Source organism: Variovorax sp. WS11, assembly GCF_010499245.1.
Lineage (GTDB): Bacteria > Pseudomonadota > Gammaproteobacteria > Burkholderiales > Burkholderiaceae_C > Variovorax.
Genome location: NZ_JAAGOW010000001.1, coordinates 372,586 through 384,543 on the forward strand (window position 1 = coordinate 372,586; position 11,958 = coordinate 384,543).

14 protein-coding genes are annotated in these 11,958 nt (G+C 70.1%); 4 read left to right on the top strand and 10 right to left on the bottom strand.

The features are described from left to right. Window positions 1–2: 2 nt before the first annotated feature. The 9 genes from GXN78_RS02030 to nac all read right to left on the bottom strand — a co-directional run bounded on the left by GXN78_RS02030 (window position 3) and on the right by nac (window position 7,336). Entirely contained in the window at window positions 3–704 is a 702-nt protein-coding gene (locus tag GXN78_RS02030) for an amino acid ABC transporter permease (RefSeq protein ID WP_106553966.1), read from the bottom strand. A gap of 35 nt (window positions 705–739) precedes the next feature. Continuing rightward, complete coding sequence (locus GXN78_RS02035) at window positions 740–1,492, bottom strand: SDR family oxidoreductase (protein ID WP_106553965.1); 753 nt, start codon at window positions 1,490–1,492, stop codon at window positions 740–742. Between the two features lie 112 nt (window positions 1,493–1,604). Next, window positions 1,605–2,372, bottom strand: coding sequence for a 5-oxoprolinase subunit PxpA (locus GXN78_RS02040; RefSeq protein WP_106553964.1), 768 nt, complete (start codon window positions 2,370–2,372; stop codon window positions 1,605–1,607). A gap of 13 nt (window positions 2,373–2,385) precedes the next feature. Then, the gene (locus GXN78_RS02045; RefSeq protein WP_106553963.1) at window positions 2,386–2,796 is read right to left on the bottom strand and encodes a biotin/lipoyl-containing protein; all 411 of its coding nucleotides are present in this window, start codon (window positions 2,794–2,796) and stop codon (window positions 2,386–2,388) included. A 1-nt stretch (window position 2,797) separates the two neighbouring features. Beyond that, on the bottom strand, window positions 2,798–3,784 hold the full coding sequence (locus GXN78_RS02050) for a biotin-dependent carboxyltransferase family protein (RefSeq protein WP_106553962.1): 987 nt from the start codon (window positions 3,782–3,784) through the stop codon (window positions 2,798–2,800). Next, complete coding sequence (gene pxpB / locus GXN78_RS02055; RefSeq protein WP_106553961.1) at window positions 3,781–4,449, bottom strand: 5-oxoprolinase subunit PxpB; 669 nt, start codon at window positions 4,447–4,449, stop codon at window positions 3,781–3,783. Before pxpB ends, GXN78_RS02050 begins: the two co-directional genes overlap by 4 nt. A gap of 59 nt (window positions 4,450–4,508) precedes the next feature. Beyond that, window positions 4,509–5,861 (bottom strand): acetyl-CoA carboxylase biotin carboxylase subunit, encoded by a 1,353-nt coding sequence (accC, locus tag GXN78_RS02060; protein WP_106553960.1) that lies wholly within the window; start codon window positions 5,859–5,861, stop codon window positions 4,509–4,511. 9 nt (window positions 5,862–5,870) lie between these two features. Beyond that, window positions 5,871–6,326, bottom strand: a complete 456-nt coding sequence (locus GXN78_RS02065; protein ID WP_106553959.1) for a biotin/lipoyl-containing protein — start codon at window positions 6,324–6,326, stop codon at window positions 5,871–5,873. Window positions 6,327–6,397: 71 nt separating this feature from the next. Next, window positions 6,398–7,336 carry a nitrogen assimilation transcriptional regulator NAC gene (gene nac, locus GXN78_RS02070; protein ID WP_106553958.1) on the bottom strand — a complete coding sequence of 313 codons (939 nt, stop codon included), beginning with the start codon at window positions 7,334–7,336 and terminating at the stop codon, window positions 6,398–6,400. A 166-nt stretch (window positions 7,337–7,502) separates the two neighbouring features. Here nac and GXN78_RS02075 point away from each other — a divergent pair, with 166 nt between their 5' ends. The 4 genes from GXN78_RS02075 (at window position 7,503) to GXN78_RS02090 (ending at window position 11,331) form a co-directional block, all read left to right on the top strand. Beyond that, on the top strand, window positions 7,503–8,711 hold the full coding sequence (locus tag GXN78_RS02075) for an aspartate transaminase (protein ID WP_106553957.1): 1,209 nt from the start codon (window positions 7,503–7,505) through the stop codon (window positions 8,709–8,711). A gap of 40 nt (window positions 8,712–8,751) precedes the next feature. After that, complete coding sequence (locus tag GXN78_RS02080; protein WP_106553956.1) at window positions 8,752–9,423, top strand: RraA family protein; 672 nt, start codon at window positions 8,752–8,754, stop codon at window positions 9,421–9,423. A 76-nt stretch (window positions 9,424–9,499) separates the two neighbouring features. Then, complete coding sequence (locus GXN78_RS02085; RefSeq protein WP_106553955.1) at window positions 9,500–10,273, top strand: glucose 1-dehydrogenase; 774 nt, start codon at window positions 9,500–9,502, stop codon at window positions 10,271–10,273. Window positions 10,274–10,296: 23 nt separating this feature from the next. Continuing rightward, window positions 10,297–11,331, top strand: a complete 1,035-nt coding sequence (locus tag GXN78_RS02090; protein ID WP_181360450.1) for an L-idonate 5-dehydrogenase — start codon at window positions 10,297–10,299, stop codon at window positions 11,329–11,331. Window positions 11,332–11,418: 87 nt separating this feature from the next. Here the strand turns inward: GXN78_RS02090 and ppa are convergent, their stop codons facing one another. Next, window positions 11,419–11,949, bottom strand: a complete 531-nt coding sequence (ppa, locus tag GXN78_RS02095; protein ID WP_106553954.1) for an inorganic diphosphatase — start codon at window positions 11,947–11,949, stop codon at window positions 11,419–11,421. Window positions 11,950–11,958 lie beyond the last annotated feature (9 nt).

Here is an 11,958-nt window from a genome sequence, read left to right on the forward strand (position 1 = left end):
GCTCACCTCGCTCCGGCAATGCGGTAGTGCCGCGCCACCCAGCCGCCCGCGGCCATGATGAGCAACGAGAAACTCAGGTACAGCACCGTCGCGACGCTGTAGGCCTCGAAGGCGCGGAAGCTCTGGCTCTCCACCTCCTTGACGGCGTGCGTCAGCTCGGCCACGCCGATCGCCATGGCCAGGCTGCTGTTCTTGAACAGCGACACGCTGTGGTTGACCAGCGCGGGAATGGCGTTGCGGATCGCCTGCGGCAGCATGACGTGGCGCATCGAGCCGATGAAGCTGTGGCCGAGGGCACGTGCGGCCTCGGCCTGCCCGCTTGGAATGGAGCGCAGGCCCGATCGCATGTCTTCGCTGAAGTAAGCCGCCTGGCACAGCCCCAGTGCGACGATCGAGAGGATGGCCTCCGCGTTGTGATCGGACAGCCAGCCCTGCAGGAACTGGGGCAGCAGGCTGAAGATGCCGAAGTACCAGAGCATCAGCTGCACCAGCGTCGGCACGTTGCGGTGGTAGGAGACGTAAGCCGCGACCACGCGCTCGGCGATGCGGTTCGGCGTGAGGCGCACGGTCAGCAGCACGAGGGCCAGGCTCATCGCGAGCAGCCAGGAGCCGGCTGCGATCTTCAGCGTCATCTCCACGCCGTGCAGCAGCATGGCGCCGAACTCCGGCTTCAGCAGAACGGCCAGCAGGTCGAAGTCCTTCATGCCAGTTCCTTTGCGCGTCGCGTGGTGGGGGCCGCTCAGCCGCGGGGCGTTTCCGGGCGGGTGGTGGAGAGCCCGCCGGGCACCTGCAGCGTCGGCGTGATCTCCATGTGACCCACGTTCACCGCGATCGGCGCGGCGATGGCGAAGGCGATGGCGTCGGCGATGTCCTCGGCCCGGGGCAGCTCGAAGCCCTCGATGAAGCGCTTGTGCATTTCCTCCGCGTTGCCGTGTACGTGCGCGAAGATGTCGGTGGCCACCCGCCCCGGGCAGATTTCGGTGACCCGCACGCGCTTGCCGAAGACATCGATGCGCAGTTGGCGCGACAGCATGCTCACCGCGGCCTTGGTCGCGTGGTAAGTGCTGTTGCCGCCGAAGTTGTAGGCCCCGGCGATCGAGCTGATGTTGATCACGTGGCCGCGGTCGCGTTCGGCCATGCCCGGCACGACCAGGCGGCACAGGTGCAGCACGGCGCGCAGGTTGACGTCGACCAGCAGGTCGATGCCTTCGGCGTCGGCCTTCAGGATGGAGCCCGGGCGGTCGACGCCGGCGTTGTTGACCAGGACGTCGAAGGGGATCTCCCGCGCGAGGCGGGTAACGCCTTCGAGATCGCTCACGTCGATGGCGTGCGGGATGCAGCCCGTGCGGACGGCCAGCTCGGCCAGCTTGTCGGCGCTGCGTGCGAGCGCATGGACCTGCAGGCCCTCCTTGCAGAGGCGCTCGACGACCGCGGCGCCGATGCCCGAGGAGGCCCCCGTCACCAGCGCGGTCTTGTAGTCGGAGAAAGGCATCTTTGGCTTCTTTCGTTGGGACGAATTCACTGTATAGAGCGGGGCCGCGCGGCGCCAAGACGGAATGGCTGTGTAGAGATAAGCCGTCCTTATGTCGCCCGGCCGCCCGGCTTCAGGGCGCCATCTGCCGCGAGATCGGCAGCACGCGCCCCGCCGCCTCGACCACGCCGCGCACGGCCCGCGCCAGCTCCACCGCGCCGGGCGTATCGCCGTGCACGAGGATGGAGCGGACGTTCATCGGGATCTTGCGGCCGGCATGGCTGGTGACCGTGCCCTCCTCCAGCAGCTGCCGCACGCGCGCCAGCACGGCCTCGGGCTCGTGGATGACGGCGCCGGGCAGCTTGCGCGGCACCAGCAGGCCCTCGTCGTCGCAGGCGCGGTCGGCGAGGAAGGTGCGCGCCACGCGCAGCCCGCAGCGCTCGGCCGCGTCCTCGATGGCGCGGCTGGCCGAGGAGCTGATGATCAGGCCGGGGTCGAAATCCGCCACCGCGCGCACCAGCGGGCCTGCCAGCGCCGCATCGGCGGCCGCCATGTTGCCCAGCGCGCCGTGGAAGCTCATGTGCGTCATGCGGTGGCCGACGGCGCGCGCCATGCCCGCCAGCGCGCCGAGCTGGTAGGTCACGTAGGTGGCGAGCTCCGCGACGTCGATCTGCATCGGGCGGCGCCCGAAGCCGAGCAGGTCGGGAAAACCCACATGCGCCCCCACGTCCACGCCCCGCTCGCGAGCCATGCGCACCGTGCGGTCCATGATGACCGGGTCGCCGGCATGGAAGCCGCAGGCCACGTTGGCGGAGGACACGATGTCCAGCAGCGCCTCGTCCTCGCCCATGCGCCAGGGGCCGAAGCCCTCGCCCAGGTCGGCGTTCAGATCGATGTCCATCGCGATGTACTCCTCATTCGTCGGCCTGCAGTTCGACCAGCGGCGTGCCCCAGCCGACGGCTTGGCGGTCGGGCACCAGAAAGGCGATCAGCACGCCGGCCTGCGGTGCGTGCACCGGCAGCAGCAGCGGGCCGATCCGAATCACGCCCACAGGCTGTCCTGCCACCACGTGCTCGCCCGGGCGCGCCAGCGGCGCGGCATGCAGCGGATGGGCGTGCAGGAAGACGCCCACGCTGGGCGCAACGGCGACGAGGGCCGCAGGTGCCTGCGGCGCCTCCTCGTCCTGCGCATCGAGCTTCTCGATCTCGCCTGCGGGTCCGCGCCCCAGGCGCAGCACCCCATCGGGCGTGCGCAGCTCCAGCAGGCCGATGTCGGTGGCAGCCAGCCATGCGGCGAGCTCCTGGACTTGTGCAGGGCTTTTCATGTCAATTCACGCGCGGCGAACTGCGGTGGAGGTCCACCATGCGCCGCACCCTGTCGAGCCAGGCTGCGATCTCGTCCTGTGCAGCCACGGCCTCGTCCCAGCTGGCCTCGACGAAGCGGATGCGGCTGCCGATCGGCGCCTGGCCCAGGCGCCAGAGGTCGGCCTCGATCACGGTGCCGAACTTGGGGTAGCCGCCCGAAGGCTGGGCATCGCGCATCTGGATGATGGGCTGCCCGCTGTGCGGCACCTGGATCACGCCGGGCACGATGCCGTGCGAGCGCATCTCCATCGGCGCGATCGGGCGCAGCGCCTCGCCTTCCAGGCGAAAGCCGTAGCGGTCGCTCTGCGCCGTGATCTTCCATTCGCCGGCCCAGAAGGCGGCGCGCGAGGCTTCCTCGAAGCCCAGGTACTCGGCGGCGGGCAGCACCCGCACGGCAGGCAGGCCGTCCACCTGCAGCGGCAGGCTCAAGGCCGGCGGCACCAGGCCGAAGCCGGTCCTGCAGGACTGCCCCTCGCCCACCGCGCGCAGCGCATCGCCGCGGCGCAGCGCGCGGCCTTCGTGGCCACCGAAGGCGCCGCGCAGCTGGGTGCTGCGCGAGCCCAGCACCTCGGGCACGTCCACGCCGCCGGCCAGGCACAGCATGGCGCGGCTGCCGCGGTGCATGCCGCCCTGCGGCAGGCCCAGCGTGAGCGTCTGCCCGGCGCGCGCCTGGTGCACCCACCAGGGCAGGAGCGGCGCGTCGTCCAGCCGCGCCGCACAGTCGGCACCGGTCAGTGCAAAGGCGCAGTCGGCATCGAAGCGCAGCTTGAAGGGAAACACCGGGATCTCGACGGCCGCCGCATTAGCGTCGTTGCCCAGCAGCAGGTTGCCGGCCGCCAGCGCCAGGTTGTCCATGGCGCCGGCCGTGCCCACGCCCCAGCGCAGGCTGCCGGTGCGCCCCATGTCCTGCACGGTGGCCAGCGCGGCGGACGAGAGCACTTCGATCATCGGATCACCCCCTGGACCCGGAAGCGGATCATGTCGCCCGGCTGCAGGATCGCCGGCGGGTCCTGCGCCGGGTCGAAGAAGGACATGGCGGTGCAGCCGATCGTGTTCCAGCCGCTCGGGCCGGCCGAGGCCGACACGCCGGTCTGCGCCCCGCCGATCGACACTGCGCCGCCCGGAATGCTGAGCACCGGCACCTTGCGGCGCGGCGTGGCGATGCGCGGGTCCATGCCGCCCAGGTAGCAGTAGCCCGGATGGCTGCCGAGCGCATACACCGGATAGACCGGCGTGCTGTGCAACTCGACGATCTCGTCAACGCTCAGCCCGGTGTGCGCCACCACGTCGGCCATGTGCGGGCCGCCCTCGCCGCCGTAGACCACCGGCAGCTCGACCACGCGGCCTTCCAGCGGCAGCGGCGCCGCAGCATCCCAGGCCGCCTGGAGACGGGCCTCCAGCGCATCGAGCGCCGCGGCGCTGCGCGGCAGCCGCTCGAAGGTGAGCATGAGGTTGTTCATGCCCGGCACCGCCTCGCGCACCTCCGGCCAGGCCTGCGCCTCGCGCGCGAGGGCCCAGATGCGCTGCTGCGAGGGCAGCGCGAGCTCGCCGGGCGCCTCGAACAGCAGCGCGGTGGTGCCCAGCAGGCTGACGGATGCCGTTGGGGCGACCATGGAAGTACCTCCGCCGGCGGCTGCGGTGCGAGCCCCCTTCGGAGCGGCCGGGCGGCGGCTCATGCGGCGCTCCTTTGCTGCAGCCAGCGCTCGAGGTGGTGGATGTCGACGCCGCCGGCGGCGAAGCCCGCATCGCGCAGGATCTCGCGGTGCAGCGGCACGTTGGTCGAGATGCCCTCGACGCGCATCTCGGCGAGCGCCAGGCGCATGCGGTCCAGCGCGTCCTCGCGCGTGCGGCCCTGCACGATCAGCTTGGCGATCATCGAGTCGTAGTACGGCGGCACGCGGTAGCCGGCGCTCGCGTGCGAGTCCACGCGCACGCCGAAGCCGCCCGGCAGTTGCCAGCCGCTGATGCGCCCCGGCGAGGGCGCGAAGGTGTCCGGGTTCTCTGCGTTGATGCGGCACTCGATCGCATGGCCTTCGCAGCGCACGTCGGCCTGCGTCAACCCCAGGCGCTCGCCGCGCGCCACGCGCAGCTGCTGTTGCACGATGTCGATGCCGGTGGTCATCTCGGTCACAGGGTGCTCCACCTGCAGGCGGGTGTTCATCTCGATGAAGTAGAAAGCGCCCTGCTCGTACAGGAACTCGAAGGTGCCGACGCCGCAGTAGCCGATCTGCCGGCAGGCCGCGGCGCAGCGCTCGCCGACCTCGGCCAGCAGTGCCTCGTCGATGCCGATCGCCGGCGCCTCCTCGATCACCTTCTGGTGGCGGCGCTGCAGCGAGCAGTCTCGGCTGCCGAGCCAGATCGCGTGGCCATGGCTGTCGGCCAGCACCTGGATCTCGACGTGGCGCGGATGCAGCAGGAACTTCTCGATGTAGACCTCGGGGTTGCCGAAGGCGCGGCGCGCCTCCTCGCGGGTGAGCGACATGGCCTCCGGCAGCGCGGCTTCGTCATGCACCACGCGCATGCCGCGGCCGCCGCCGCCGCCCGCGGCCTTCACGATCACCGGGAAGCCGATCTCGCGCGCCAGGGCGAGGATCTCTGCCGGGTCTTCCGGCAGGCTGCCGTCGGGGCCGGGCACGCAGGGCACGCCGGCGCACCGCATCGCGCGCTTGGCCGCCACCTTGTCGCCCATGGTGCGGATGCAGGCGGCGCTCGGGCCGATGAAGGTGAGCCCGGCCCGCTCGACGCGCTCGGCGAAGCTCGCGTTCTCCGACAGGAAGCCGTAGCCCGGATGGATGGCCTGCGCGCCGCTGACTTCGGCGGCGAACAGGATCGCGGACTGGTTCAGGTAGCTGTGCCCCGGCGCGGCCGGGCCGATGCACAGGGCCTGGTCGGCCTGCGCGACGTAGCTCGCCTCGCGATCGGCCTCGGAGTACACCACCACGGTCCTGAGCCCGAGCCCGCGGCAGGCGCGCTGGATGCGCAGCGCGATCTCTCCCCGGTTGGCGATGAGTACGGTGTCGAACATGTCGCGCTCCTATTCGGCATCGAAGCGGAACAGGGGCTGGCCGGCTTCGACCTCCTGCCCCGAGCGCACCAGCACCGCCTGCACCGTGGCGTCGCGTTCGGCGCGCACCTCGTTGAAGACCTTCATGGCCTCGATCACGCACAGGATCTGGCCGGCCCGGATCGCTTGCCCGGCCTGAACGAAGGGCGGCTCGTCGGGCGTCGGTTGCAGATGCACCACGCCGTAAAGCGGCGCCAGGCATTCGGTGGAGACAGGCGCCTGCGCTTGCGCCGGTTGCGGCGCGACCCGCTCCGCCGCCGGCACGCGCGCCTGCCGCCCCGCAACGCCGGCGCGCCGCGGCGCCCGCGCCGCCAGCGCCGCCTGCTTCACCAGCCGCAGCGTGGAGCCGTTCTCGCTGAACTCCAGTTCGGCGAGCTCCGACGCAGCCAGTGCGTCGATGAGCGTCTTGATCTGTTCCTGATTCATGCTGGCATGAACAGTAGCGGCGCGCGGCCGCAAAGCCCAAGACGGATTGGCTGTGCCGCAATAAGGGCGGCTTATGACAAGGCGCTGAGCTCGGGTTCGGGCGTGGCGGCGACGTGGGCGGCCAGGTCGGTCACCAGCTCGAGCAGGATGTCCTTCACCGCCTGCGCGGGCTCGGACAGCGGCAGGTGGTCCGACTGGCACAGCGCCAGCGGCGCCTCGATCACCGGATCGACGATCTGGAATTGCCAGGCGCCGCAGGAGGCCACCACCTCGCGCGCCATCGAGGCCGGCAGGACGGTCGCGCCCAGCCCGTCGGCGACGGCGGCCGTCAGCGTGAAGGCCGATTCGATCTCGGCCGCCACGCGCGGCACCATGCCGGCACGCTGGAAGGCGGCATCGACCAGCTTGCGCACCACGTTGTAGGGCCGCGGAAGAAAGAGCTCGATCTCGCGCAGGTCGGCGAGCTTCAAGGGCTGGGCGGGCGCGGGCATCGAGGCCGGCCCCACCAGGAACAGGGGCTCCTTGAGCAGGGGCAGGAACGTGAGGCCATGGATGGCCTTGTCGCCGTACAGCACGGCCAGGTCCATGCGGCCGTTCATGATCAGCTCGCTCAGCGTGGTGCCGTAGTTCTCGTTGAGGTAGAGCAGGATGCCCGGGTGGCGGGCGCGGACGGTGCGCAGCAGCGGCAGCGACAGCGCAGAGGCGGCAGTGCCGGGCGCGAGGCCCACCGATACCTGGCCCGAGAGGCCGGCACCGGCCGCTTCCATGTCGACGCGGGCCTGCTCGCACTGGCGCAGGATGATCTGGGCGTGGCGATAGAGCACCTTGCCGGCCTCGGTGGGCGTCACGCCGCGCTTGGTGCGCACGAGCAACTGCTGGCGCACTTCGCCTTCGAGCGTGGCGAGCTGCTGGCTCAGCGCCGGTTGGGCAATGAAAAGAACCTCGGCCGCCTGCGTCAGGCTGCCGATGTCCACGATCTTCACGAAGTATTTGAGGCGCCTGAGGTTCACGCCTTGTCTCCTAGCAAAAGCCGAGCCTAGCACCGCGCTTGGCGGGGGCGTACCCGGGCTCACCATAAGCTGCGCCTATAGAACCAGAGCGATCTCGTCTTGGCCTCGGGCAAGCGATGTGCGTACCGTAGCGTCCATCCATCCTCGCCATCCAAGGAAGAGACTCGTGACCACCTCCCGCATCGCCGCCCGTGTGCGGCGCATCAAGCCTTCGCCCAGCACCTCGGCCGCAGACCGCGCCAACGAACTGCGCCGCCAGGGCAAGTCGATCGTCAACCTGGTGGTGGGCGAGCCCGACTTCGACACCCCCGCGCACATCCGCCGCGCCGCCGCCGAGGCCATGGACAAGGGCGCGACGCGCTACACGCTGATGGCCGGCACGGTGGAGCTGCGCCAGGCCATCGTCGCCAAGCTGGAGCGCGAGAACGGCCTGCGCTATGCGCTGAACGAGATCATCGTCACCAACGGCGCCAAGAGCGCGATCTACAACGCCCTGGCCATCACGCTGGAGCCGGGCGACGAGGTCATCATCCCTGCCCCCTACTGGGTCTCCTATCCCGACATGGTGCTGGCCTGCGAAGGCACGCCGGTTACCGTCGCCTGCCCCGAGGCCAACGGCTTCAAGCTCACGCCGGCCCAACTGGAAGCGGCCATCACGCCGCGCACGCGCTGGCTGCTGATCAACTCGCCGAGCAATCCCACGGGCGCGAGCTACACCGCCGACGAGTACCGCGCGCTGGCCGAGGTGCTCGCGCGGCATCCGCACGTGATGGTGATGACGGACGACATCTACGAGCACATCCGCTTCGACGGCCAGCCCACGCCGCATCTGCTGGCCGTCGCGCCGGTGCTGCGCGAGCGCACGCTGGCGATCAACGGCGTCTCCAAGACCTATGCAATGACCGGCTGGCGCATCGGCTGGGCCGCGGGGCCGGCGGACCTGGTCGCGGCCATGGACACGCTGCTGTCGCAGTCCGCGGGCAATTGCTGCTCGATCAGCCAGGCAGGCGCGGCCGCCGCGCTCAATGGCGACCAGGGCTTCGTGGCCGAGAGCGTGGCCGTCTACAAGAAGCGGCGCGACCGCACGCTGGCGCTCGTCAATGCGATCCCGGGCCTGAGCTGCGCCACGCCGCCCGGCGCCTTCTACCTCTACATCCGTTGCGCCGGCCTGATCGGCAAGACCACGCCCGCGGGCAAGACCTTGAACGAGGACGGCGACGTCGTGATGTACCTGCTGGAAAGCGCCGGCGTCGCGACGGTGGCCGGCACGGCCTACGGGCTGTCGCCCTACTTCCGCCTGTCCATCGCCACCGCCATCGAGACGCTGGAAGAAGGCTGCGCGCGGATCGCCCGCGCCGTGGCCGAGCTGCGCTGAGCACCACGATTCATCGCCCCCAACCAAGGACCCGCACGACATGCCCTACAAAGCCCTCCGCAAGAACCCCTCGGCTCCCCAGGTCGACGCCAAGATCCTCGCCGCGCTGCGCGAGATCCCGGTCGCTGCGCTGAGCGACAACATGCACCGCAACATCGGCACGACGGGCCTGCAGCCCTACCACCGCCCCGTCGCCGGGACCATGGCGGGCACGGCCGTCACGGCACGCTCGCGCGGCGGCGACAACCTCACTTATCTGCGTGCCCTCGAGTTCTGCCGCCCCGGCGACGTGCTGGTGGTCGATGCCGGCGGCGACCTCGCCAACGCGGTGGTCGGCGGCATCCTGTCCTTTTACGCCGCGCACATCGGCGTCGTGGGCGTGGTGATCGACGGCGCGGTCCGCGACGTGGCCGAGATCCGGGCGCGGGAGTTCCCGGTGTATGCACGCGGCGTGACCCATCGCGGTCCCTACAAGGACGGCCCGGGCGAAATCAATGTGCCGATCTCGGTCGGCGGCATGGTTGTCAATCCCGGCGACATCGTGGTCGGCGACCAGGACGGCCTGATGGCCTTCGCGCGCAACGAGGCCGAGCTGCTGATCGAGAAGGCGCGCGCCCACCTGGCGACGGAGGCGGAGACGATTCGGGCGATGAAGGAAGGCCGCTGGGACCGCGCCTTCATCGACGCGCTCGAGGCGCGCTGCGCCAACTGAGCCGTTCCGCTCACGGCGCGCAGCAAGGCGGTGCTACGCTGACGCCGCCTGACCTCACTCATCCCAGGAGACCTCGTTGCAATCCGTCCTCAAGAACTTCGACCTCAGCGGGCGCACCGCGCTCATCACCGGCTCCAGCGCCGGCATCGGCTTTGCGCTGGCGCGCGGACTCGCCGGCGCCGGCGCGCGTGTCGTGCTCAACGCACGCAGCGCCGACAAGCTCGAGCAGGCCGCCGCGCGGCTGCGCGAGGAAGGCGCCACCGTCTTCACCGCCGCCTTCGACGTGACCTCGGGCGAGGCCGTGAACCCGGCCATCGAGCGCATCGAGGCGGAGATCGGCCCCATCGACATCCTGGTCAACAACGCCGGCATGCAGCGCCGCGGGCCGCTCGACCAGTTCGAGGAAGCGCAGTGGCACGAGCTGATGAAGACCAACCTCGACAGCGTGTTCCTGGTCGGCAAGGCCGTCGCAAAGCACATGATCCCGCGCGGGCGCGGCAAGATCGTCAACATCTGCTCGGTGCAGAGCGAGCTGGGGCGCCCCGGCATCGCGCCCTACACCGCCAGCAAGGGCGCGGTGAAGATGCTGACGAAGGGCATGGCGATCGACTGGGGCCAGCACGGCATCCAGGTCAATGGCCTGGGCCCGGGCTACTTCAAGACCGAGCTGACCGATGCACTGGTGAAGAACCCCGAGTTCACCGCCTGGCTCGTGGGGCGCACGCCCTCGCGCCGCTGGGGCGACGTGGAAGACCTGGTGGGCGCAGCGGTGTTCCTCGCGAGCGAGGCCTCCAACTTCGTCAACGGCCACATTCTCTACGTCGATGGCGGCGTGACCGCCACCCTCTGAGCCCGCCAAGGAAGCACGTCATCATGGAAGCACTCGTCATCCACGCCCCCGGCGACCTGCGCGTCGAAGAAGTCCCCACGCCCGAGCTCGGGCCCGGCCAGCTGCGCGTGCGCGTGCGCTGCGGCGGCATCTGCGGCTCGGACCTGCACTACTACCAACACGGCGGCTTCGGCACCGTGCGCATCAAGGAACCGATGGTGCTGGGCCACGAGGTGGCCGGCATGATCGAGGCCGTGGGTGCCGGCGCGGGCAGCTTCGCGGCCGGCGATCGCGTCGCCATCAGCCCGAGCCGCCCTTGCGGCCTGTGCCGCTACTGCCAGCAGGGCCTGCAGAACCACTGCCTGGACATGCGTTACTACGGCAGCGCGATGCGCACGCCGCACGTGCAGGGCGCCTTCCGCCAGGAGATCGTGGTGGAGCACTGGCAGGCGCATCGCCTGGCCGACAGCGTGAGCGACGGCGAAGGCTCGATGGCGGAGCCGCTGTCGGTCGCGCTGCATGCGGTGCGCCGCGCGGGGCCGCTGCTGGGCAAGCGCGCGCTGGTCACCGGCTGCGGGCCCATCGGTGCGCTGGCGATCATCGCGGCGCGGCGCGCGGGGGCCACGCACATCGTGGCCACCGATGTCGGCTCGCACACGCTGGGCAAGGCGCTGAAGGTCGGCGCCGACGAGGTCGTGAACGTGGCGGAGGAGCCCGAGGGCCTTGCGCGCTTCACGGCCGACAAGGGCAGCTTCGACGTGCTGTTCGAAGCCAGCGGCAATCAACGCGCGCTGGTCGGCGCCTTCGATGCGCTGCGGCCGCGCGGGGTCATCGTGCAGCTGGGACTGGGCGGGGAGATGACGCTGCCCGTCAACACCATCGTGGCCAAGGAGTTCGACCTGCGCGGCGCCTTCCGCTTCCACGAGGAGTTCGCGGTCGCGGTGGAGCTGCTCAACAAGGGGCTGGTGGACGTGAAGCCGCTGATCTCGGCCACGCTGTCCTACCGCGATTCGGCGCGCGCCTTCGCACTCGCGGCGGATCGCTCGCAGGCGATGAAGGTCATACTGAACTTCGATTGAGCGCGAGCGCAAAGGCTCGGTACCCTCACCCCAGCCCTCTCCCAGAGGGAGAGGGAGTCATACCGCCTGCGCGTCGAGCGTGCCCAGTCAGCCCTTCTTGTAGTTCGCGATGCCGTCCACGATTTCCTTCTTGGCGGCATCGATCCCTTCCCAGCCCAGCACCTTGACCCACTTGCCCTGCTCCAGGTCCTTGTAGTGCTCGAAGAAGTGCGTGATGGCCTTCAGGCGCATCGGGTTTACGTCCTCGACCTTCTTCCAGTGGCTGTAGATGGGCAGCACCTTGTCGGTGGGCACGGCCAGCACCTTGCCGTCGACGCCGGCCTCGTCTTCCATCATCAGGATGCCGATCGGCCGGCAGGGCACGACCACGCCCGGCACCAGCGCCCAGGGGGTGATGACCAGCACGTCGACCGGATCGCCGTCGCCCGAGAGCGTCTGCGGCACGTAGCCGTAGTTGGTCGGGTAGTGCATCGCTGTCGTCATGAAGCGGTCGACGAAGATCGCGCCGGACTCCTTGTCGACCTCGTACTTGATCGGGTCGGCGTTCATCGGGATCTCGATGATGACGTTGAAGGCTTCGGGGGCGTCTTTGCCGGGGGAAACTTTGCCGAGGGACATAGGGTGGTC